The following is a 21185-nucleotide window of genomic DNA, read 5'->3' as shown; positions in this document are numbered from 1 at the left end:
TGTCCACTCCATAGCGACAGTCATTATCTCTACAGCCATTTATTTGTCAAATCGATTGACCTAAGATTCATCTCAACGAACGGCCGGTCCCACTTCCGAGGTCCGGCGTCTTAAGGAACAAAAATCATGATCGATATCCGTGCAGCAAACCAACGTGGCCGTGCGGAGCATGGCTGGCTCAGCTCCCGTCATACGTTTTCGTTCGCGAATTACTACGATCCGAAGCAAGTCGGCTTCTCCGACCTGCTGGTGATCAACGACGATCGCGTCGCGCCGGGCCGCGGCTTCGGCACGCACCCGCACCGCGACATGGAGATCCTGTCGTACGTGCTCGACGGCGCGCTGGAACACAAGGACTCGATGGGCACCGGCTCGGTGATCGTGCCGGGCGACGTGCAGCTGATGAGCGCAGGCACGGGCGTGCGCCACAGCGAGTTCAACCACTCGCCGGAACTGCCGGTCCACTTCCTGCAGATCTGGGTGGGGCCGTCCGAGAAGGGTGCCGAGCCGCGCTATCAGCAGACGAATGTCACCGCAGACGACAAGCGCGGCAAGCTCGCCCTCGTCGTATCGCCGAACGGCGACGCCGGTTCGCTGAAGATCCGACAGGACACGCGAATTTACGCGGGCTTGTTCGACGGCGCCGAACGCGCGACGCTGGAACTGGCGCCGGACCGCTTTGCGTACGTGCACGTGGCACGCGGCAGCGTGTCGGTCAACGGCGTGACGCTCGGCGAAGGCGACGGCGTGCGCATCCGCGACGAACGGACGCTGACGTTCGCCGACGGGAAGGATGCCGAAGTGCTGGTGTTCGACCTGCGTCCGGTCGAAGTAACGGCCGAGTGGGCATGAAGCCCGTTCGGGAAACCGGGCCCCGCTGAACGCGGGGCCCTTTTAATCGGAGATTCGCAACATGGCCAAGGTTCTCGTTCTTTATTACTCGTCCTACGGGCACGTCGAAACGATGGCGCAGCACGTCGCGGAAGGCGCGAAGTCGGTGCCCGGCGTCGAGGTCACGCTCAAGCGCGTGCCGGAAACGATTCCCGTCGACCAGGCCCGGGCGATCGGCGTGAAGGTCGACCAGGCTGCACCGGTCGCGACCGTGGACGAACTTGCCGGCTACGATGCGATCATCTTCGGCACGCCGACCCGTTTCGGCAACATGGCCGGCCAGATGCGCACGTTCCTCGACCAGACCGGCGGCCTGTGGATGAAGGGCGCGCTCGTCGGCAAGATCGGCAGCGTGTTCGCGTCGACCGGCACGCAGCACGGCGGCCAGGAAACGACGATCACGTCGTTCCACACGACGCTCCTGCACCACGGGATGGTGATCGTGGGCGTGCCGTATGCGTGCAGCGGCCTCGTCAACATGAACGAAATCACCGGCGGCACGCCGTACGGCGCCACCACGCTCGCGGGCGCGGACGGCAGCCGCCAGCCGAGCGCGAACGAGCTCGACATCGCGCGTTATCAAGGCAAGCACGTCGCGGAACTCGCCAGCAAGCTCGCGTCGTAACAGGCCGCCTTCGCGGCCCCGCACACGCGCACACGGCGCCGGTCGACCCGGCGCCGTGTGCGCTGTGCCCAGGCCCGGCCGTTACTGGCCCGACGCCGGGGCGGCCGGCGCCGCCTTCGTCGCGGGCGCCTTCTGCGCGGCGTTCTGCGGGTAGTTGCTCTGGTCGTTGGTCAGCCGGTAGCCGCTGCCCGTGCCGATCGCCTTCAGGTCCGACGCGTGACGCGCCCGGGCGGCCTTGCGGGCCGCCTTCTTCTGCGCCTTGTCGATCTGCTTCTGCGTCGGCGCGGACGCCGGATCCTGCGCATACGCCGCCGGCGCGGCGGTCAACAGCAGACCGAACGACGCCGTTACTGCCACTGCCACCGAAACCACGCGAGACTTCTTCATGGCCGGACCTCCTTGTCGATTGTTGATTGTGGGTAGGACACCGGCGCGCACACGACCGCTTGCGACAACGGCACCGATGCAACGTTAGCCGAACAGTATCCGCTTGTCCCTGTGCGTTCCTGAATTCTCCCGATAACGGCAACGATACGTGGGCAGCGCGTATGCCGTCGTTCCGGCGCGTCGCCCGCGCCATCAGGGAAACCGATAACCCGGCCTGGGCCGGCCGGCGTTCAGATCCAGCGCGACAGCACCGGCAGCAGGACCGGCACGACGAAGGCGGTGAGCACGCCGTTCAATCCCATCCCGAGCCCGGCGAACGCGCCGGCCTCCTCGCTGACCTGGAACGCGCGCGCGGTGCCGATCCCGTGCGACGCGACGCCGAGCGCGAACCCGCGCACGGCCGGTTCGTCGACGCGCAGGGCGTTGAGGATCCCGCGCGCGCACACGGCCCCGAAGATCCCGGTCGAGATCACGAGCACGGCGGTGAGCGACGGAATCCCGCCGATTTCCGCCGCGACGGCCATCGCGATCGGCGTCGTCGCCGATTTCGGCGCGAGCGACGCGATCGTCTGGTGCGACGCCCCGAACAATGCCGCGATGCCGACCGCCGACACGATCGCGGTCAGCGAGCCCGCGAGCAGGCCGATCAGCAGCGGCACCGCGGCGCGGCGCAGCTTCGACCACTGGCGGTACAGCGGCAGCGCGAGCGCGACGGTCGCGGGGCCGAGCAGGAAGTGGACGAACTGCGCGCCTTCGAAATACGTCGGGTACGGCGTGTGCGTGATCGTCAGCAGCACGACGATCAGCGCAACAGCGATCAGCACGGGGTTCGCGAGCGGGTTGAAGCGCGCCCGCGCATAGACGGCCTGCGCGAACAGATATGCGATCAGCGTGATGGTCAGGCCCAGCAGCGGACTCGCGGCGAGATAGACCCAGATCGCGCCGAGTTTCGGGAAGGCCGTCATTGCGTGCCCTCCACCGCATCGCCCGCGCGCCGCTGGCGCCGCAGCAGTGCACGCGTGACGAGCGCCGTCACGGCGATCGCGAGCGTGGTGCTGACGGCCAGCGCAACGACGACCGCGAGCGCATCGCCGCGCACGCGGTCGGCCGACACCATGATGCCGACGCCGGCCGGCACGAACAGCAGCGACAGGTGGCGCAACAGCTCGAGCGCGGTCGGCTCGATCGCGTCGGCCACCTGCGGGCGCAGCATCACGAAGCCGAACAGCAGCAGCATGCCGATCACGGGCCCCGGCACCGGCAGGCCGAACAGGTAGGACACGCCTTCCCCGAGGCACTGGAAGGTCAGCAAGACCGCGAACGCCTGCAGCATGAAACGCTTCTCCCGGACGGGGCCGCGCTGTCGTACGGCCGCGCGACCGATGGCCGGCGGCTCGCGGCGCCGGCGTGGACGATACGCGCGATCGTACCAACAATGCCCGCCGCGCGGGGCCTTGCGGGCGCCGGGCCAACGATGCGGGCGGTCACGGGCACGCCGTGAAGCAACACGCAAAGCCGACGACGATGCGGCGCGGTTCGCGAAGGAGCTCGTGCTGCCGAACCGGGACGAAAAATCGCGGTCGATCGGGGCGTGCGGGTTGCAGGCCGGCACCTTCGCCCGGTTCACGCGCCGCACGTAACAAAGGCGGGCATGCGCCCGCCTCGTCGTCATACGCGCTCACGCTGCCCCGCCTCACGGGCAGCGCGAGTGCGAACCCATCGCTTACTTCAGTCGCGTCGCGAGTTCATTCGCCATCGCCTTCGTCGCGGCCTTCGTCGGCGCGTCGCCGGCCAGCGCGTTCAGCAAACCGAAATCATGGATCGTGCCGTCGTAGCGCGTGGTCGTCGCATCGACGCCGGCCGCGTCGAGCTTGCGGCCGTATGCCTCGCCCTCGTCACGCAGCACGTCGAACTGCGCGACCTGGATCAGCGCGGGCGGCAGGCCCTTCAACTGCGCGGTGCTTGCGCGCAGCGGCGACGCGTAGATTTCGTTGCGTTGCGCTTCGTTCTTCGTATAGGCATCCCAGAACCACTTCATCATCGGCCGCGTCAGGAAGTGCCCTTGCTGATACGCGTTGTACGAGCCCGTGTTGAAGTTGTGGTCCGTGACCGGCCACATCAGCCCCTGGAAGCGGATCGCGGGGCCACCCTTGTCCTTCGCCATCAGCGCCACCACGGCCGCCATGTTCCCGCCGACGCTGTTGCCGACCACCGCGAGGCGGCTGCCGTCGACGCCGATCTCCGCGCCGTGCGCGGCCACCCACTTCGTCGCCGCATACGCCTGGTTGATCGCGACCGGGTAATGCGCTTCCGGCGACGGCGTGTAGTTCACGAACACCGCGACGGCCCCCGATTGCACGACGAGATCGCGAACGAGGCGTTCATGCGTCGGAAAATCGCCGAGCACCCAGCCGCCGCCATGGATGAACACGAACACCGGCAGCGTGCCCGTCGCGCCTTGCGGGCGGACGATCGTGACCGGCACGGACAGGCCGTCCTGTTCGATCGTGCGGTTCGACACGTCGATCCCCGACAGGTCGACCTTCGTGCCGTTCTGCGCGTCGACCAGCACCTGGCGCGCCTTCGCGGGGCTCAGCGTTTCGAGGCCCGGGCCCTTCTGGCCGTTCAGCGCGGCGAGGAAAGCGCTCGTCGTCGCATCGGGGCGGACTGTATCGGCACCGGCGGCGAATGCGGTGGTCGAGGCGGACAGTACAGCGGCGACGGCGGCAGCGATCAGCAGCGGCTTGACGATCTTCATGATGGTGTTCCTTGGCTTTAGCCGGTAAATGACGATGGATGATTCGCAGTGCGACCGATCAGGCAAGCGTGAGCGTGACGTCGATGTTGCCGCGCGTCGCGTTCGAATACGGGCACACGAGGTGCGCGCGGTCGATCAGCGTCTGCGCGATGTCGCGATCGAGGCCCGGCAGCGAGATCGTCAGTTCGACTTCGATGCCGAAGCCGTTCGGGATCGCGCCGATACCGACGCTGCCTTCGATGGAAGCGTCCGCGGGCATCGCGATCTTGTCGCGGGCCGCGACGAACTTCATCGCGCCGATGAAGCACGCGCTGTAGCCGGCGGCGAACAGTTGCTCGGGGTTCGCGCCTGCGCCGCCCGCGCCGCCGAGCTCGCGCGGCGTGGTCAGTTTCAGGTCGAGGTTGCTCTCGGGCACCGTGGCACGGCCGTCACGGCCGCCGGTGGCTTTTGCATGGGCGCGGTACAGCACTTTTTCGATCGACATGACAGACTCCTTTTCAGCAAATGAATGAAACAGCCTTCGAACCGGGGACCGCGTGCCGACAGCCTTGCTGCTCGCATCGCGCTTGTTTATCTACCCATAGATAGATAAACATCCCCAAAAAATGCAGACGGTCGAGCCATCTGCGCCAGACTTCTATCTATCTATAGATAGATAACAAGATTCAATAAAAAGGCGGCGAACCGCCTCACTGCATGCGCGCTCCGTCAGGACCGCTTTTTCCAGACGGCCTCGACATCTTCAAGGCGCGCCCGTGTGTGAAACAGCCGGCTGGCCAGCACACTGCCCTGGAACGCCGCGTACAACGTGCGCGCGGCCGTATCGGGCTCGCCGCTGAACTGCAGCGTGCCTTCCTGCGCACCCTGCTTCAACAATTCCGCCAGCCAGCTCTCGTTGGCCTTGAAGAACGCCTGCACCGCCTGCCGCACATTCTCCGGCAACGTTTCGATGTCGGCCGCGAGCATCCCGCACAGGCAGATCAGGTTGCCGTCGCCGAGCGTGCGGCCGAACATCTTCGTGTACAGGCTCAGCTTCACGTCGGCCGGCAACGCCGGATCGATCGCCCGCACGGCCGCGAGGACTTCGTCGCTGTAGGCCGCCACCGCTTCCAGCACGAGGTCGTCCTTCGACGGGAAGTAGTAGTGGATGCTCGACGTCTTCACGCCCACCAGGTCGGACAGGTCTCGATAGCTGAAGCCGTTGTAACCGCGCTGCATCATCAGCGTGATCGCGTGGTCGAGAATCTGTTCGCGGACGGTCGGTTTCGTTTCCATGGATCGAACTTTATCTACTCATAGATAGATAGTCAAGGACTTTATTTGGGGCGCGATGAGATGGTGTGCAAGCCGTGGCTCGACTGTCGAGATGCGCGGAACGCCGTGCCGAGGCTATTCAACCGACGCCCGATATTTCGCTTGATGAGTCCGCGGGCACCGCGAACCGGCCACGGCCGGACGTCACACTTGAATCCGCGCCCAAGTGATCAGAGCGCGGATGACCGGCGCCTGCGTCGCTTCCGATCAGAAACGGTAGGCAAATGCGAAAGCAAGCAGGCGGCGTTCGATTGTGCAAACGATGGCGGCAACACTGTGATCAACCACCCGTAACAAGACTCGACGTGTGCTCATGCGCACCGGACTCGACATCCGTGCCCTACCGGTTCTGTTGGGTGAAAGCCTTCAGAGACCGAACGGTACGTACGCATTCAGCGACTCGGGCGACTCGATGAACCCGGCTTCCCCGAACGTGCCGAGCCCACTGCCCCGCTTGCAGGAAAGAGGCGCGGCACCCGCGACAACCGCGAGTGCCTGCCACTCAATTTTGCAGAAAGTCGAGCACCATGCGATTGAATGCGTCCGCATGCTCCCACTGCGCCCAGTGCCCGCATCGCCCGAATACATGCAGGTGAGCATTCGGCATGCCCCACACGAGCCGCAGGCCCACATCCATCGGCACGAAACGATCGTCGCGCCCCCAGATCACGAGCGCGGGCGCCTTGATTTCGTTCAACCGGTGACCATAGTCGGGAAACTGCTTCGGATTGGCAGCCAGGCTTTTCACGAAGTTCTCGAGATGATCGCGCCGCGCCAGCATGTTATCGAGCCGCGTCTGCGTCAGCTCTTCGGTCATCGTGCTCGCGTCGTAGACGAACACGTTGAGCATCTTCTTCAGGTTCTCGAGCGTTGGGTTGCGATACAGCCCTTGCAGCAGCTTGATGCCTTCGGTAGGCATCGGCACAAACTGGCTCGGACCGCCCGTGCCGCCGCCCATCAGCACCAGCTTGCCGACGCGCTCCGGATACGACAGCGCGAAGGCCACCGCGCTATGCCCGCCCATCGAGTTGCCGACGAGATGCGCGCGCTCGATGCCGAGCGTATCCAGCACGCCCTTCAGCACACGCGCGTTGAGGTCGGAGCGCGAGCCGGTGCAGATGATCGAATCGCTCTTGCCCCAGCCGGGACAGTCGACGAGGATCACGCGATAACCCGCGTTCGCGAACGCGTCCACGTTGCGATGGAAGTTCGCCCAGCCGCTCGCGCCCGGACCGGAGCCGTGCAGCAGAACGAGCGTTTCCTTGCCCGCGCCGGTGTCGTTGTAGTGCACGCGCAGTTCCGTGCCGCCTTCCATCACGTTCACGAACCTGCTGGTCGCGGCCTCTGTATGAATCACGGTGTCAGTCATGTCGATGTCCTTCGTCAGATCGATTCGGTTCCAAGTGTGTGCGAGCCGTTGGCCGACTCGCGCGGAGATTTCGCGACCACGGCGAGCGCACCGAGCGCCGCGATCACGATGAGAGGAATGCTCGAGATCACGAGCATCGACGCGCTCTGGCCCAACGCCAGCAGTTGCCCGGCGATCAGCGGGCCGACCATCGAACCCACACGGCCGACGGCCACCGCTGCGCCGACGCCCGTGCCGCGCACCCGCGTCGGATACGTTGCACCGGCAAGCGCATACAGCACCGATTGCGTGCCAACGAGAAACAGCCCCGCCAGCAGGCCACCCCATGCCATCGACACGCTGCCCGTCGCGCTGGCGAGCGCCAGCAACGCAATCGCGATGCCCGCATACATGCCGACCACGACCGGCCGCTTGCCCATGCGATCCATCAGCCCTGCGATCACGATCGCACCGACGCCGCCGCCGATGTTGAACATCATCTGCACGATGCTTGCCTGTACCGGTGTGAGGCCGCGCGAGAGCACCATCGACGGCAACCAGTTCATCAGGAAATACAGCACGATCAGCGTTCCCAGGTAGCTGATCCACAGCGCGATGGTCGTCACCGCGCGCCCGTCGCTGAAGAGCGCGCGCACGATGCCGTCCTTCGACTCGCGGGTCGCAGACTGGCTCGCCGCGACGAAGTGCGTCGACTCCTTCAGGAAGAGCGCCAGCAGCGGCAAGGTCAACAGCGGCCCGATCCCGCCGACATAGAAAATGTGCCGCCAGCCCTCAGCGCCCGGGCTGACGATGCCGATCACGGCCGCGAGCGCCGCGCCGAAAGGCATGCCGCAGTACATCGCGCCGACTGCCGTGCTGCGTTGTCCGGGCGCTGCCGCCTCCGCACACAGCGCGATCAGGTTCGGCATCGCAGCACCGAGACCGAGGCCCGTGAGAAAGCGCGCGACGAGCAGGCTCTGCAGATCCCACACCTGGGTCGTTGCAATCGAAAATATCCCGAACAGCGCGACCGACATCATCAGCACGCGCTTGCGGCCGATGCGATCCGCGAGCCTGCCGCCAATCGCCGCGCCCGGCAGCAGGCCGAGCGCGCCGATGCCGAATGCCCAGCCGAGCTGCGCGACCGCGAGATGAAACTCGCGTGCCATGCGGGGCGCGGCGATGCCGGTGGATTGCAGGTCGAGCCCCTCGAGGAGCGCGACCGCGAGGCACAGGCCGATGGTGATGGCGCCGCCGGCGCGCGGGGGGGAAGCCGTTGACGTTTTCATTGATGTCTCCAGGTTGAACGATGCAGCGCTCTTCATGGCGCGTGGCATACCGAATGGTTCAGGCGCGTGCTTCGCGCTTCTTGAGATCGAGCGCGACGTCGACGATCATGTCTTCCTGGCCGCCCACCATGCGTCGCTTGCCGAGCTCGACGAGAATGTCGACGGCTTTCAGGCCGTACTTCTTCGCCGCGATTTCAGAATGCCGCAGGAAGCTCGAATACACGCCCGCATAACCGAGCGCGAGCGTTTCGCGGTCCACCCGCACCGGTCGGTCCTGCAACGGGCGGACGATATCGTCGGCCGCATCGAGCAGGCGATAAAGATCGGTGCCGTGATGCCAGCCAAGGCGCTCGGCCGCCGCGATGAACACTTCGAGCGGGGCATTGCCCGCTCCCGCCCCCATGCCCGCCAGGCTCGCATCGATGCGGTCGCACCCCTCCTCGACCGCAACGATCGAGTTGGCCACGCCGAGGCTCAGGTTGTGATGGGCATGCATGCCCGTGTGGGTCTCGGGGCGAAGCACGTCCTTGAGCGCCCTGAAGCGCGCCCGGATGTCGTTCATGTTCATCGCGCCGCCGGAATCGACCACGTACACGCAGGTCGCTCCGTAGCTTTCCATCTTCTTCGCCTCGATAGCGAGGTGGTCAGGCGTGGTCATGTGGCTCATCATCAGAAAGCCGACGGTATCCATGCCGAGGCTGCGCGCATATTCGATGTGCTGCTTCGAAATGTCCGCCTCCGTGCAATGGGTCGCGACACGTACGACACGCGCGCCCGCGTCGTACGCGGCCTTCAGGTCGTGAATCGTGCCGATGCCGGGCAGCAGCAGCGTCGCGATTTGCGCGTGCTTCACCACATCGGCGACCGCCTCGATCCATTCCAGATCGCCATGCGCGCCGAAGCCATAGTTGAAGCTCGAGCCCTGCAAGCCATCGCCATGCGCGACCTCGATGCTGTCGACCTTCGCCTCGTCCAGCGCGCGGGCGATGTCCTGCACGTTCTGAATCGAATACTGATGACGGATCGCGTGCATGCCGTCGCGCAGCGTCACATCGGAGATATAGAGTTTCTTGTCCATGATCGGGTGCTCCTTGCTTCAGGCGTTCACGAGCGACGCAGCCATGCGCTCGGCCGTTGCCAGCGCGGCGGAAGTCATGATGTCGAGATTGCCCGCGTAGGCCGGCAGATAATGGGCCGCGCCTTCCACCTCGATGAAGATCGAGGTCTTGAGTCCGCTGAAACGGCCGAGTCCGGGGATATGCAACGGCGCAGCGGCGGGGATCTCGTCGAACTGCACGGATTGCTTCAGGCGATAGCCGGGTACATAGGCCTGGACCGCAGCGGCCATCTGGCCGACCGACGCTTCGATCTGCGCCCGGTCTGCCGCTTCGGACAGCACATAGACCGTGTCGCGCATCATGAGCGGAGGCTCGGCCGGGTTGAGCACGATGATCGCCTTGCCCTTTCCGGCGCCGCCGACCGCTTCGATCGCCTTCGACGTCGTCTCCGTGAATTCGTCGATGTTGGCGCGCGTGCCGGGCCCCGCCGACTTGCTGCTGATCGATGCGACGATCTCCGCGTAATGCACCTTTGCGACCCGCGACACGGCCGCGACCATCGGGATCGTCGCCTGTCCGCCGCACGTGACCATGTTCACGTTCGGCGCATCGAGATGCGCGTCGAGGTTCACCACCGGCACACAATACGGGCCGATGGCAGCGGGCGTCAGGTCGATCACGCGAATGCCGGGCTTGAGCGCGCGCAGGAACGCGTCGTTCTTCACATGCGCGCCGGCGGACGTCGCATCGAACACGAAGTCGATCTCGTCGAATACGGGCAGGCGCACCAGCCCTTCCACGCCTTCATGCGTCGTCGCCACGCCGAGCCTCGCGGCGCGCGCGAGGCCGTCCGAGGCCGGATCGATGCCGACCATCGCCGCGACGTCGAGATGCCTGCTGCGACGCATGATCTTGATCATCAGGTCGGTGCCGATGTTGCCGGATCCGATGATCGCGGCTTTGCACCTCGTGTTGTCTGTTGCCATGGAAATGTCTCCGTCCGTCATTCGCTGAAACTGGCGCGCACACTGCCGAGCCCTTCGATATGCGCCGTATAAGTGCCGGCCGCCTTCACCGCGACCATCGGGCCGAGCGCACCCGTCAGCACGATCTCGCCCGCGCGCAGCGGCGTGCCGAGTCGAGCCATCCGGTCCGCGAGCCACGCAGCCGCATTCAGTGGATTGCCGAGGCACGCACTTCCATTGCCGCGTGAAAGCACTTCGCCGTCCTGCGTGAGCGTCATCGCGCAAGCGGTCAGATCGATATCGCGCAGCAGCACCGGGCGGCTGCCGAGCACGAACAGCGCACTCGACGCGTTGTCCGCGACGGTGTCGAAAAACCGGATATCCCAGTCGCGGATGCGACTGTCGACGACCTCGACCGCGGCGACCGCATAAGCGGTCGCCGAGATCAGATCCGCGAAGGTGTGCTTTTCGGCGGTCAGGTCGCGTTCGAGCACGAGTGCGATCTCCGCTTCGACCTTCGGCTGAATCAACGAGGCGAGCGGCATCGGCTGGCTGTCGCCGTAAGCCATCGACGCGAACAACGCGCCGAAGTCGGGCTGATCGACGCCGAGTTGCTTCTGCACCGCGGGCGAAGTCAGGCCGATCTTCCTGCCGACGACGCGCTCGCCGTTCGCTGCGCGCAAGTCGTTGTTGATCTGCTGGATCGCGTAAGCGAGTGTCGCGTCGCCTTCGGGACACGTCTCGCGCAGTGGCGCGATCGTCCGACGCGAGGCCTGCGCTTCACGCAGGCGCGCGGCCATCGAAAGAGTGTTGCTGTCATCCGACATGGTTCTGTCTCCTGGAAAGGGCCTGTTCTCGCGCGTGCATCGCGCCGAAGCCGGCGATCCATTCCGGAATCGCGCGGTAGTAATCGATCGATGCCGCGTAACGACCGCTCGCGGCAAGCGCACCGAATGCCGCAACCCACGTGCGGATCTCGTGTGCGGACTTGCCTGCCTCAAGCGTGATTGCTTCGTTCGTGAAGCCATCGGCGGCGGTGAGTTCACCGCGTTCGAGCAGTTCGAGAAACGCGCGGTCCCATGCTGGATTGAGCGGATGCAGCCGGCTGTCACCCGCAGCGAACGCCTTGGCCGCCGCGACGGTGCGGGATTGCCGCGCATCGCGCGACTCCGGTGACGGGTTGCGTCCCGCGATCAACCGTTCCGCGACGACATCGTCCGCGCCCGAGATTTCCGGCACCGGTGGCTCATGCGAAATGCCGCCCGAGCCGATCAGCAACACGCGCTTCGGCATGCGCGCGACGGCACGGCCAATCGCATCGCCGAGCAGCCGCGCGCGGCGGCACGACGCCATCGGCGGCGCAACCGAGTTGATGAACACGGGCACCACTGGATAGCGGTCGATGCCACCGGTGAGTACCTCGAGCGCCTGCGCGCAGCCGTGATCGACCTGCATGCGATACGAAACGGCGACGTCGATATCGCTCGCGAGCGCGGCATCGGCGAGCGCGAGCGCCACATCGCGCGCGACGGGCAACGGGCCGGCCGCGCTGCCGAAATCGCCGATGGCCGTTGCACTCACGCCGATGCAGAACTGCGGCATCACGTCGTAGAAAAATCCGTTGTAGTGGTCCGGCGCGAACACGATCACCAGCTCCGGATCGAACGCATCGACCCGCTCGCGCGCCGCGCGCTGCACCAGTTCGACTTCCGCGACGATTTTCGGACTGGGGTCGAAATACCCGTGCAAGGGGGTGTGCGACATGCATTCGAGATGAATCGGCATCTCAGGCCCCTACCAGGTCGGCGGCGTGCGCGAACGTCGCGCCGTTGGCCGTCGCGCCCGTTGCCATCACAAGCGACAGCCGTTGCGCAAGCTGCGACACGCAACCCGATACACATTGCGGCGAGCACATGCCGGCCACGAAGCGGTCGGGCCGCAACAGCACGACCGATTCGGGCACGCGCGCGAACCAGTCGCGCAAGCGCGAGTCGACATCGCCAACAGCGATCACGTCGTCAGGCACGTCGTCTTGGAAGGCGAGCTGCGGGTCGGGCTTCGCGATCACGAAGCACCCCCCAAGCGCGTTCCAGATGCGGCGCGCCTCGGGCGTCAGGCCGAAAGTCGGGTCCGTGCCCCACCCCACGATCGCGAAACGGTTGCCGATCGCATCGTCGAGCCGGACGATGCTGCCATCCACCAGACGCACGCGTGGCTGGATGAACATGCGGCCCACAGGAGTGCCCGCCTGCGCATCGCGGCCGTGCACCATCCGCCCGATCAGCGATTCACGTTTCTCGCTCATCAAACCGACCAGCCTGCCGAACGCGCCGTGTCCGCGCTTCGCGATCATGCGCGCGAGCAGCCCTTCGGACCGCGCGCGTCGCGCCAGAAGCACGACGCCCTCTTCATAGCGCGGCATCGGCTTAAAGCGCATTTCGACGAAGTAACGCTTCAGGGAAGGCAGCATGTCGAAACAGCGCACGAACGCGTCGCGCACTTTCGATCCGAAGAAGCTCGTCGGCGCGAAGATATCGCCCGCGACTTCCGAGAGGTGGATCATCGAGCGCGCGTGGGCGCGCCGCTCAATCGTGTAGGTATCGAGCAGCGCGTCGTGCGCCGTGCCTTTCACGACCATCGCGAGCTTCCAGCCGAGATTGCTCGCGTCGCGAATGCCGCTGTTGTAACCCTGCCCCTGCCACACCGGCATGATGTGTGCAGCGTCCCCCGCGAGCAGGATGCGTTTGACGCGGAACGTGCTCGCGAGCCGCGCGTTGTGCGTATAGACCCGTCGGCGAATGTAGTCGACCTTGTCAGGATCGTCGACGACCCCGCGCACCAACGCCGCCATGTTCTCCGGCTTCGACAGTTCCTCCTCCGTCTCGCCCGGCATCACCATGAACTCGAAGCGCCGGATCCCGTGCGGCAGCGCAGCCGAAACGTAGGGACGCCGCGCGTCGCAATGCAGATAGACATGCGGAGAGCCGATCGGGTCGTTGCGCACGTCGATCACGATCCATTGATTCGGCTTCGTGCGGCCTTCGAACGGCACGTCGAGCGCGCGGCGCACAAAACTGTTGCCGCCGTCCGCACCGACCATGTATGCGGCACGAATCGTCGTCTTCGCACCGTTCGCGTCTGTCACGTCGAGGGTCACCCCGCTCTCGTCCTGCACGAAGCCGTCGACGCTGTGGCCAAGCAGCGTCGATACATTCTCGAAACGCCCGAGCCCCCTGTACAGAATCTGATCGGCGAGCGGTTGAATGAATGCATTGCGGCGTGGCCAGCCGAACTCGTCGGTGCGCGGCTCGATCGACGCGAAGCACTTCCCTTTCAGCGTGAAGCGCATCCAGTGATTCGGTGTGGTGTGCGGCAGCAGAGCGTCGACAAGGCCGACCGACTGGAATACGCGCAGTGCTTCGTCGTCGAGGCCGATGGCGCGCGGATAGTCGATGATCTGCGCGAGCTTCTCGATCACGACGACGCGCACGCCCTGCAGGCCGAGAATGTTCGCGATCATCAGGCCGACCGGGCCCGCGCCGATGATGGCGACCTCTGCGTCGATCGAACGGTGTGTCGTTTCGTGAGGATGAGCGCGGCCGTTGCCGGCCGCCGGTTCAAAGGCGGGGCGCATGCTTGTCTCCTGACTGGGCTTGTCCGATGTGCTGAACCGACGAAGCGCCTGGCTCCCGATCGTTCAGCTTATGAACGCAGTTTATGGATGGCGGATAACCCCCTCAACAAAATCTCCGGAATGTGCATAGAATGCACATGATTGATTTCAATGGGATTTTTCCGTGACAACCTATACGAACGTGCGCGGACTGGCGCGCGGCCTCCAGGTACTGCGGGCTCTGAATGCGATGGAAGACGGACGCGCAACGAGTCAGCAGATCGCCGATCTGACCGGCCTGCATCGCACTACGGTGCGCCGCCTGCTCGAAACGTTGATGGAGGAAGGATTCGTGCGCCGCAGCACATCGGACGACAGCTTCCGCCTGACGCTCGCCGTGCGTTCGCTGAGCGAGGGCTTCACCGATACCGAGCGCATCGCCACCGTGGCGCCGCCGATCATGGGGCAGCTCCTGCAGCGCGTCGCGTGGCCATCCGATCTGACCACGCCCGATGGCGACGCGATGATCATCCGTGAGACGACGCATCGCTTCAGCCGGCTGTCGTTTCATCGCGCGATGGTCGGGCGGCGTTTACCGATCTTGCTGACGGCTGCGGGCCGCGCCTACTTCGCAATGTGCCCCGACGAGGAGCGTGAGGACATTCTGGAACTGCTGCGCTCCGGTGCGGGCGGCGAAGAGCAACAGGCGTTCGCGAGAAACGATGCGCTCGTGCGCAAGCTGATCCGGCGTGTGCGAGAGGACGGTTTCGGCTCGAATCACGGGGACTGGACCGCACAGGCGAAGATCGGCGCGGTGGCGGTCGCGATCAGCGCGGACGAGCGCGTGATCGCGAGTCTCAATATCGTCTTCCTGTCGCGCGCGGTCAGTCTCGCAGATGCCACTCGCCGCTATGTGCCCGAGTTGCAAAAAACGGCGACCGAGATTGCCGCAGCGTTGAAGCTGGAACCAGGGACTCAGCCCCATCCATCGGCGTAAGCAAATCCACGGCAGCGATCCTCACTGCGGCTTCAACATCCGCTGAATGATCGTCCGCAACATCGCCCGGTGCGCGCGCGGCTTGAACCCCGGCTCGAACACCACGCGCCCGACCGCGCCTTCCGCGAGCGCGAGCAGCCACGTCGCGACAAGATCGGGCTTCAGGCTTGCGTCGATCTTCCCTTGCGCCACGCCGCGCTTGATCAGCGCGACCATCCGCCCTTTCACCTGCGCCTCGTTCGCCGCGAACAGCGCGGCGACGTCCGGATTGCGCGTCGCCTCCGCCGCGGTCTCGACACAGATGCGCGCATAGACGGGATCGCTCGACAGTTCCATCAACGTCAGTGCGATTTCCTCGATCGCGGCCAGCGCGTCGTCGGCGTCCGCATGCCGCGCGAACAGTTCGGCCATCTCGCGCTGGTCGTCCTGCGCGACTGCCTCGATGATCGACGCCTTCGTCGGGAAGTAGTGGAACAGGTTGCCGGGACTCATGCCGGCCGCCTTGCAGATCGCGGCCGTGGACGTCGCATGGAAGCCGTCGCGCGCAAAACAGTCGATCGCGGCATCCAGGATCTGGCGCCGCTTCGCTTCCACTCTTTCAGGGTCGATCTTTCTCAACAGGCACTCCGTACTCGACGATGACTCGAATCTTTATTAGACTGATTAATCGATCTATTATCGTGGCGACGTCCGGCAGGCGTCAAGGCAGCGTGCCCCCGCACATGCCGCCTGCGGCATCCGCTCACGCCACCGTACCGAGGGCCTCTTGAAACGAATCGTCATCGCCGGCATCGCGCTCGTCCTGTTCGTGCTCGTCGCGGCCGGTGCGCTCGTGCTGCGCGGCCTCGCCGACTTCGAGCTGAAGGGCGCGAACGTGTCGTCGCTCACGTTCCGCGCCAACGGCGCCGACCTCGCCGGCACGCTCGCGCTGCCGGCCCATGCGCCCGGCGCGCCGATCGTACTGCTCGTGCACGGTGACGGGCCGCGCACCCGCTTCTCCGACGACGCGATGCTGCCGCTCGTCAACAGCCTGCTCGACGCCGGCATCGGCGTGTTCGCATGGGACAAGCAGGGCACCGGCCGCAGCGGCGGCGACTGGCTCGCGCAATCGATGCAGGATCGTGCGAACGAAACCATCGCCGGGATGGCGCGCGTGCGCGCCGTCGTCGGCCCCGCGCACAAGATCGGCCTGCTCGGCTTCTCGCAGGGCGGCTGGGTCGTGCCGCGCGTCGCGAATGCAGTGCGGCCCGCGTTCTCGGTGATCGTCGGCGGCGCCGTCAGCTGGCGCCGGCAAGGCACCTACCTGAGCCGGCAGCAGCTCCAGGCAACGGGCCTGCAGCCGGATCGAATCGATGCGACACTGGCCGCCGAGCGACGCGACAACGACGAAATCTTCGGTCGGTCGGACGTACCGGCCGATCCGCGCCGGCGCCCCGACATCGAGCCGCGCCGCTTCGGCTTCATCGCACGCAACTACCTGGAGGATTCGTCGCAGGCGCTCGCGACGATGCAGGGGCCCGTGCTGGCCGTGTGGGGCGCGCAAGACTGCAATGTCGATCCGGTCGACGAGGCGCATGCCTACACGCAAGCCTTCGCGAACCGGCCCGACCGGCGCGTGGTGGTCGTGCCCGGTGCGACGCATGGGTTGCTGCGCGCCGGCTGGTTCCACTACCAGCTCGAGTCCGACTGGCCGACGTGGAAGACTTGGTTGTACATGGCGCTCGGGCGCCATGCATATGCGCCCGGCACGCTCGCCCCGATCGAGGCGTGGATCCGGTCGCAGTGAACACGTGTGCAGTACCGCGGCGCCGCGAAGGCGCCGCACCTGAAACAGGCAATACGGCCGCGCCGGCTGGCGTGGCCGCATCAAGGAGAGGTTCCAATGTTTTCGTGGTTTGAACGGCGCCTGCCGACTTTCCCGCTCGAAGATCCCGTCACGCCGCCGAAGGGATTCTTCTCGTTCGTCTGGGCGTGCACGAAAGGCGCGCGCAGCTGGATCCTGCTGATCGCGTTGACGTCGGCCGCGCTGGCCGCGTACGAAGCCGCGCTGTTCGCGATGATGGGCCGCGTGGTCGACTGGCTCGCGTCCGCGACGCCGGCGGACTTCGGCGGCCGGCACTTCGGCACGCTCGCCGGTTTCGCGGCGATCCTCGCCGGCAGTGCCCTGTTGATCGCGCTGCATACGATGGTCAAGCACCAGGTGCTCGCGATCAACTTTCCGATGCGGCTGCGCTGGCTGTTTCACCGGCTGATGCTCGACCAGAGCCTGTCGTTCTATGCGAACGAGTTCGCGGGCCGCGTGACGACCAAGATCATGCAGACCGCGTTGGCGGTGCGCGACGCGCTGTTCATGTCGGTCGACGTCGTGATCGGCGTCACCGCGTACCTGATCGGCATCCTCGCGCTCGCCGCCAGCTTCGACTGGCGGCTGATGATTCCGCTCGTGCTATGGGCGCTTGGCTACGGCGCGGCGTGCGCGTATTTCGTGCCGCGCCTCGGTGCGGTCGGCAGCCGGCAGGCCGACGCGCGCGCGCTGATGACGGGCCGCATCACCGACGCGTATTCGAACATCACGACCGTGAAGCTGTTCTCGCACACGCGGCGGGAAGCCGACCATGCACGACGCGCGATGGAAGCATTCAAGGAGACCGGCGACGCGCAGATGCGCCTCGTCAGCGCGTTCGAGGTCGTCAATCACCTGCTGTCGACGCTGCTGCTGGTCGGCTCCGCCGGGCTCGCGCTGTATCTGTGGATGCACGGCGAAGCGAGCGCGGGCGTCGTCGCGGCCGTGATCGCGATGGCGCTGCGCCTGTCGAGCTATTCGCACTGGATCATGTGGGAAATGACCGAGCTGTTCGAGAACGTCGGCACGATCCAGGACGGCATCAACACGCTGACGAAGGTGCGCAGCGTGGTCGACGCGCCCGATGCGAAGCCGCTTACGGTGCAGCGTGGCGAAATCGTGTTCGACAACGTGCAGTTCGCGCACGAGGACAACGATCGCGCGGTATTCGACGGGCTGAACCTGACGATCCGGCCGGGCGAGCGGATCGGCCTGATCGGCCGCTCGGGCGCCGGCAAGTCGACGCTCGTGAACCTGCTGCTGCGCTTCTACGACGTGGGCGGCGGCGCGATCCGGATCGACGGGCAGGACATCGCGCACGTCACGCAGGACAGCCTGCGCGCCGCGATCGGGATGGTCACGCAGGATACGTCGCTGCTGCATCGGACGATGCGCGAGAACCTGCTGTACGGCCGCCCCGACGCGACCGAGCGCGAGATGCAGGACGCGGCCGAGCGCGCGGAAGCGTCCGAGTTCATCGACCGGCTGCGCGACCGCCACGGCCGCAGCGGCTACGACGTCGAGGTCGGCGAACGCGGCGTGAAGCTGTCGGGCGGCCAGCGGCAGCGCGTCGCGATCGCACGCGTGATGCTCAAGGACGCGCCGATCCTCGTGCTCGACGAAGCGACCAGCGCGCTCGATTCCGAGGTCGAAGTCGCGATCCAGCGCAGCCTCGACGGCCTGATGAGCGGCAAGACGGTGATCGCGATCGCACACCGGCTGTCGACCATCGCGGCGATGGACCGGCTGATCGTGCTCGACGAAGGGCGCATCGTCGAGGAAGGCACGCACCAGCAACTGCTGCAGGCCGGCGGCATCTATGCGGCGCTGTGGGCGCACCAGAGCGGCGGGTTCCTCGGTGAAACGGCGGAGGTGGAGAAGGCGGAGCAGTAGGCGGGACCGCTGTGGCAACATGGCGCACGGCGATCGCCGGCCGGTTAGGCCGCGGTCGCATTCCCGCCGGCGGGATGCCCGCCCCCGGCTTCCCGTCGCCCGACGCAGATCCAAGGAGCCCCGTATGACCACGCGACCGGATATCGCCACCGCGCTCGACGCGCCCGATTCGGTGCTCGAGGAAGACGAGCAGCGATTCGTACAGCGGATTCGTCAGCACGGGTGGTTCCGCACGGAAGTGTTCGCGGAAGGGGACGCACCCGGGTTTTCTTTCACGACCGGGCTGTGGGTCAACCACGGTTTTCCGGAACTCATCGTGTTCTCGATGCCGGCGCGCATCGTCCATGACGTGCTGTGGGACGTCTACCGGATGGTCGCAGCCGGCACGCCGCCGCCGGTCGGCGAAGTCACGGATGCCGTCTTCGGCAACGCGAACGCGCTGCTGATGCCGGTCGAGAAGGCGCACTACGAAGCCCATCTCGGCTGGAACCGCTGGTTCTACGGCAACGACGAGTTCCCGTGCGTCCAGTTGCTGTGGCCCGACCGCAACGGGGTGTTCCCGTGGCAGCCGGAAGCGGACGACGCGTTGAACGCCGCGCAGCCGCGCCTGTTCGGCGCCGGCAACCAACGCCACTGACCCGCGCGCAGGATCGCGCGGCACCGTGCAAGCGTGCCGCGCGGCCCGACGCTACAACCGCACGACCGTCGATTTCAGCTCGGTGTACTTGTCGAGCGCGTGCAGCGACTTGTCGCGGCCGTTGCCCGACTGCTTGTAGCCGCCGAACGGAAAATTCAGGTCGTCGCTGCCGTCACCGTAGCAGTTGACCCACACGGTGCCGGCGCGCAGCCGCCGCGCAACGGCATGCGCGGTCGACAGATCGGCCGACCATACCGCCGCGGCCAGCCCGTACTCCGTGTCGTTGGCGATCCGCACGGCCTCGTCGACGTCGTCGAACACGATCACCGACAGCACGGGCCCGAAGATCTCCTCGCGCGCGATCCTCGCATCCGGTTTCACCTCGAACACCGTCGGCTCGACATAGAACCCGCCCGGCTCCTCGCGCACGCGCGCACCGCCCATCACGAGGCGCCCCTCGTCGCGCCCGGCGCCGATGTAACCCATCACGCGATCGAGCTGCATGCGATCGACGATCGCCCCCATCGTCACCGACGGATCGAGCGGATGCCCGGGCACGAAGCGCCGCGACGCGTCGACCAGCTTCGCGACGAATTCATCCTTGATGTCGCGATGCACGAGCAGGCGCGAGCCGGCCGTGCACACTTCACCCATGTTGAAGAAGATCGCGTCGGCGGCCGCCTGCGCGGCGCGGTCGAGATCGGGGCAATCGGGCAGCACGATGTTCGGCGACTTGCCGCCGAGCTCGAGCCAGACACGCTTCAGGTTCGACTGCGCGGCGCACGCCATGATCTGCTGCCCCGTGCGCGTCGACCCCGTGAACGCGATGCAGTCGACGTCGCGATGCAGCGCGAGCGCCCTGCCCTGTTCCGCGCCGCCCGGCACGACGCTGAACACGCCCGCCGGCATGCCGGCGTCGCACGCAAGCTGCGCGACGCGGATCGCGGTGAGCGGCGATTTCTCGGACGGCTTGAGCACCACGCTGTTGCCTGCCGCGAGCGCCGGCGCGAACTTCCAGGCGGCCATCAGCAGCGGAAAATTCCACGGCACGACGGCCGCGACGACGCCGATCGGCTCGCGCGTGACGAGCCCGACCAGCCGAGGGTCGACCGGCGCCACTTCACCGCCGATCTTGTCGATCGCCTCCGCATACCATTCGACGCAATGCGCGGCGGCCGGCACGTCGATCGCGGTGGTATCGGCGATCGGCTTGCCGGTGTCGAGCGTCTCGAGCAGCGCGAGCTCGTCGAGGTGCTCGCGCATCAGCGCGGCCCAGCGCTGCAGCACCGCCTTGCGCGCGCGCGGGTTCAGCCCGGCCCACACGCCCGCGTCGAACGCGCGGCGCGCGGCCGCCACCGCGAGGTCGACGTCGTCGGCGCCGCAATCGGCCACGTGCGCGAGCACACGACCGTCGATCGGGCTCAAGCAGGCGAAGGTCGCGCCGGTTTGCGCGTGGCGGGTGGCGCCGTCGACGAACGCGCGCCCTTCGATCCGCAGCGCGGCCGCGCGGGCCTGCCAGTCTTCGAATGTCGATTGATTCATGCGTATCCTCGTGAAAAGTCCCGCA

At 66.3% G+C, this 21185-nt stretch carries 21 protein-coding genes; 6 read left to right on the top strand and 15 right to left on the bottom strand.

The genetic code is table 11. The features are described from left to right. The first annotated feature begins 126 nt into the window (after window positions 1-126). Both AB3K92_RS00520 and wrbA read left to right on the top strand, forming a co-directional pair. On the top strand, window positions 127-852 hold the full coding sequence (locus AB3K92_RS00520) for a pirin family protein (protein WP_219707338.1): 726 nt from the start codon (window positions 127-129) through the stop codon (window positions 850-852). Between the two features lie 61 nt (window positions 853-913). Beyond that, complete coding sequence (wrbA, locus tag AB3K92_RS00515) at window positions 914-1516, top strand: NAD(P)H:quinone oxidoreductase (protein ID WP_021160677.1); 603 nt, start codon at window positions 914-916, stop codon at window positions 1514-1516. Window positions 1517-1597: 81 nt separating this feature from the next. On the opposite strand, the gene AB3K92_RS00510 is transcribed toward wrbA, so the two are convergent. The 13 genes from AB3K92_RS00510 to AB3K92_RS00450 all read right to left on the bottom strand — a co-directional run bounded on the left by AB3K92_RS00510 (window position 1598) and on the right by AB3K92_RS00450 (window position 14269). After that, on the bottom strand, window positions 1598-1903 hold the full coding sequence (locus AB3K92_RS00510; RefSeq protein WP_021160678.1) for a hypothetical protein: 306 nt from the start codon (window positions 1901-1903) through the stop codon (window positions 1598-1600). 230 nt (window positions 1904-2133) lie between these two features. Beyond that, window positions 2134-2868, bottom strand: coding sequence for an LrgB family protein (locus AB3K92_RS00505; RefSeq protein WP_153491283.1), 735 nt, complete (start codon window positions 2866-2868; stop codon window positions 2134-2136). Continuing rightward, complete coding sequence (locus AB3K92_RS00500; protein WP_021160680.1) at window positions 2865-3236, bottom strand: CidA/LrgA family protein; 372 nt, start codon at window positions 3234-3236, stop codon at window positions 2865-2867. The genes AB3K92_RS00505 and AB3K92_RS00500 overlap by 4 nt, the downstream gene beginning before the upstream one ends. Window positions 3237-3626: 390 nt before the next feature. Beyond that, the gene (locus AB3K92_RS00495) at window positions 3627-4661 is read right to left on the bottom strand and encodes an alpha/beta hydrolase (protein WP_176114766.1); all 1035 of its coding nucleotides are present in this window, start codon (window positions 4659-4661) and stop codon (window positions 3627-3629) included. A 58-nt stretch (window positions 4662-4719) separates the two neighbouring features. Further along, window positions 4720-5145, bottom strand: coding sequence for an organic hydroperoxide resistance protein (locus AB3K92_RS00490; protein ID WP_021160683.1), 426 nt, complete (start codon window positions 5143-5145; stop codon window positions 4720-4722). A 224-nt stretch (window positions 5146-5369) separates the two neighbouring features. Beyond that, window positions 5370-5936: a TetR/AcrR family transcriptional regulator gene (locus AB3K92_RS00485; protein ID WP_059489255.1), complete on the bottom strand. Its 567-nt coding sequence runs from the start codon at window positions 5934-5936 to the stop codon at window positions 5370-5372. 541 nt (window positions 5937-6477) lie between these two features. Beyond that, window positions 6478-7344, bottom strand: coding sequence for an alpha/beta fold hydrolase (locus AB3K92_RS00480; RefSeq protein WP_175896104.1), 867 nt, complete (start codon window positions 7342-7344; stop codon window positions 6478-6480). Window positions 7345-7358: 14 nt separating this feature from the next. Continuing rightward, entirely contained in the window at window positions 7359-8612 is a 1254-nt protein-coding gene (gene mhpT / locus AB3K92_RS00475; RefSeq protein WP_042975743.1) for a 3-(3-hydroxy-phenyl)propionate transporter MhpT, read from the bottom strand. Window positions 8613-8670: 58 nt separating this feature from the next. Continuing rightward, a complete protein-coding gene (dmpG, locus tag AB3K92_RS00470) occupies window positions 8671-9693 on the bottom strand; it encodes a 4-hydroxy-2-oxovalerate aldolase (protein WP_369464627.1) in 1023 nt (340 codons plus the stop codon). Window positions 9694-9708: 15 nt separating this feature from the next. Beyond that, window positions 9709-10656 carry an acetaldehyde dehydrogenase (acetylating) gene (locus AB3K92_RS00465; protein WP_369464330.1) on the bottom strand — a complete coding sequence of 316 codons (948 nt, stop codon included), beginning with the start codon at window positions 10654-10656 and terminating at the stop codon, window positions 9709-9711. Window positions 10657-10673: 17 nt separating this feature from the next. After that, window positions 10674-11462 carry a 2-keto-4-pentenoate hydratase gene (mhpD, locus tag AB3K92_RS00460; protein ID WP_060221492.1) on the bottom strand — a complete coding sequence of 263 codons (789 nt, stop codon included), beginning with the start codon at window positions 11460-11462 and terminating at the stop codon, window positions 10674-10676. Then, on the bottom strand, window positions 11452-12420 hold the full coding sequence (locus tag AB3K92_RS00455) for a 3-carboxyethylcatechol 2,3-dioxygenase (RefSeq protein ID WP_369464329.1): 969 nt from the start codon (window positions 12418-12420) through the stop codon (window positions 11452-11454). The genes mhpD and AB3K92_RS00455 overlap by 11 nt, the downstream gene beginning before the upstream one ends. Window position 12421: 1 nt before the next feature. Continuing rightward, complete coding sequence (locus AB3K92_RS00450; protein WP_369464328.1) at window positions 12422-14269, bottom strand: bifunctional 3-(3-hydroxy-phenyl)propionate/3-hydroxycinnamic acid hydroxylase; 1848 nt, start codon at window positions 14267-14269, stop codon at window positions 12422-12424. Window positions 14270-14432: 163 nt separating this feature from the next. Between AB3K92_RS00450 and AB3K92_RS00445 the strand changes: the two genes are divergently transcribed. Further along, window positions 14433-15245 (top strand): DNA-binding transcriptional regulator, encoded by an 813-nt coding sequence (locus AB3K92_RS00445; protein ID WP_021160693.1) that lies wholly within the window; start codon window positions 14433-14435, stop codon window positions 15243-15245. A gap of 21 nt (window positions 15246-15266) precedes the next feature. Here AB3K92_RS00445 and AB3K92_RS00440 read toward each other — a convergent pair whose 3' ends face one another. Next, window positions 15267-15863, bottom strand: a complete 597-nt coding sequence (locus AB3K92_RS00440) for a TetR/AcrR family transcriptional regulator (protein ID WP_042975746.1) — start codon at window positions 15861-15863, stop codon at window positions 15267-15269. A 148-nt stretch (window positions 15864-16011) separates the two neighbouring features. On the opposite strand from AB3K92_RS00440, the gene AB3K92_RS00435 reads away from it, so the two are divergent. The 3 genes from AB3K92_RS00435 to AB3K92_RS00425 all read left to right on the top strand — a co-directional run bounded on the left by AB3K92_RS00435 (window position 16012) and on the right by AB3K92_RS00425 (window position 19618). Then, entirely contained in the window at window positions 16012-17031 is a 1020-nt protein-coding gene (locus AB3K92_RS00435; RefSeq protein ID WP_369464327.1) for an alpha/beta hydrolase family protein, read from the top strand. A gap of 96 nt (window positions 17032-17127) precedes the next feature. Next, entirely contained in the window at window positions 17128-18981 is a 1854-nt protein-coding gene (locus AB3K92_RS00430) for an ABC transporter ATP-binding protein (RefSeq protein ID WP_059710151.1), read from the top strand. Between the two features lie 124 nt (window positions 18982-19105). Then, the gene (locus AB3K92_RS00425; protein ID WP_369464326.1) at window positions 19106-19618 is read left to right on the top strand and encodes a DUF4262 domain-containing protein; all 513 of its coding nucleotides are present in this window, start codon (window positions 19106-19108) and stop codon (window positions 19616-19618) included. Window positions 19619-19669: 51 nt separating this feature from the next. On the opposite strand, the gene AB3K92_RS00420 is transcribed toward AB3K92_RS00425, so the two are convergent. Further along, on the bottom strand, window positions 19670-21160 hold the full coding sequence (locus AB3K92_RS00420; RefSeq protein ID WP_369464325.1) for an aldehyde dehydrogenase: 1491 nt from the start codon (window positions 21158-21160) through the stop codon (window positions 19670-19672). Between the last annotated feature and the right edge of the window lie 25 nt (window positions 21161-21185).

The organism is Burkholderia sp. Bmkn7 (assembly GCF_041103175.1).
Classification (GTDB): domain Bacteria; phylum Pseudomonadota; class Gammaproteobacteria; order Burkholderiales; family Burkholderiaceae; genus Burkholderia; species Burkholderia cepacia.
This window is presented reverse-complemented; position numbering and strand designations above follow the sequence as displayed.

What these genes read in the sequence shown, in the direction of transcription:
- AB3K92_RS00465 (WP_369464330.1), bottom strand. Translation starts at nt 10,656, where the DNA reads ATGGCAACAGACAACACGAGGTGCAAAGCCGCGATCATCGGATCCGGC.
- AB3K92_RS00490 (WP_021160683.1), bottom strand. Translation starts at nt 5,145, where the DNA reads ATGTCGATCGAAAAAGTGCTGTACCGCGCCCATGCAAAAGCCACCGGC.
- AB3K92_RS00510 (WP_021160678.1), bottom strand. Translation starts at nt 1,903, where the DNA reads ATGAAGAAGTCTCGCGTGGTTTCGGTGGCAGTGGCAGTAACGGCGTCG.
- AB3K92_RS00480 (WP_175896104.1), bottom strand. Translation starts at nt 7,344, where the DNA reads ATGACTGACACCGTGATTCATACAGAGGCCGCGACCAGCAGGTTCGTG.
- AB3K92_RS00500 (WP_021160680.1), bottom strand. Translation starts at nt 3,236, where the DNA reads ATGCTGCAGGCGTTCGCGGTCTTGCTGACCTTCCAGTGCCTCGGGGAA.
- AB3K92_RS00485 (WP_059489255.1), bottom strand. Translation starts at nt 5,936, where the DNA reads ATGGAAACGAAACCGACCGTCCGCGAACAGATTCTCGACCACGCGATC.
- AB3K92_RS00420 (WP_369464325.1), bottom strand. Translation starts at nt 21,160, where the DNA reads ATGAATCAATCGACATTCGAAGACTGGCAGGCCCGCGCGGCCGCGCTG.
- AB3K92_RS00425 (WP_369464326.1), top strand. Translation starts at nt 19,106, where the DNA reads ATGACCACGCGACCGGATATCGCCACCGCGCTCGACGCGCCCGATTCG.
- AB3K92_RS00455 (WP_369464329.1), bottom strand. Translation starts at nt 12,420, where the DNA reads ATGCCGATTCATCTCGAATGCATGTCGCACACCCCCTTGCACGGGTAT.
- mhpD (WP_060221492.1), bottom strand. Translation starts at nt 11,462, where the DNA reads ATGTCGGATGACAGCAACACTCTTTCGATGGCCGCGCGCCTGCGTGAA.
- AB3K92_RS00505 (WP_153491283.1), bottom strand. Translation starts at nt 2,868, where the DNA reads ATGACGGCCTTCCCGAAACTCGGCGCGATCTGGGTCTATCTCGCCGCG.
- AB3K92_RS00450 (WP_369464328.1), bottom strand. Translation starts at nt 14,269, where the DNA reads ATGCGCCCCGCCTTTGAACCGGCGGCCGGCAACGGCCGCGCTCATCCT.
- AB3K92_RS00430 (WP_059710151.1), top strand. Translation starts at nt 17,128, where the DNA reads ATGTTTTCGTGGTTTGAACGGCGCCTGCCGACTTTCCCGCTCGAAGAT.
- wrbA (WP_021160677.1), top strand. Translation starts at nt 914, where the DNA reads ATGGCCAAGGTTCTCGTTCTTTATTACTCGTCCTACGGGCACGTCGAA.
- AB3K92_RS00495 (WP_176114766.1), bottom strand. Translation starts at nt 4,661, where the DNA reads ATGAAGATCGTCAAGCCGCTGCTGATCGCTGCCGCCGTCGCCGCTGTA.
- AB3K92_RS00520 (WP_219707338.1), top strand. Translation starts at nt 127, where the DNA reads ATGATCGATATCCGTGCAGCAAACCAACGTGGCCGTGCGGAGCATGGC.
- mhpT (WP_042975743.1), bottom strand. Translation starts at nt 8,612, where the DNA reads ATGAAAACGTCAACGGCTTCCCCCCCGCGCGCCGGCGGCGCCATCACC.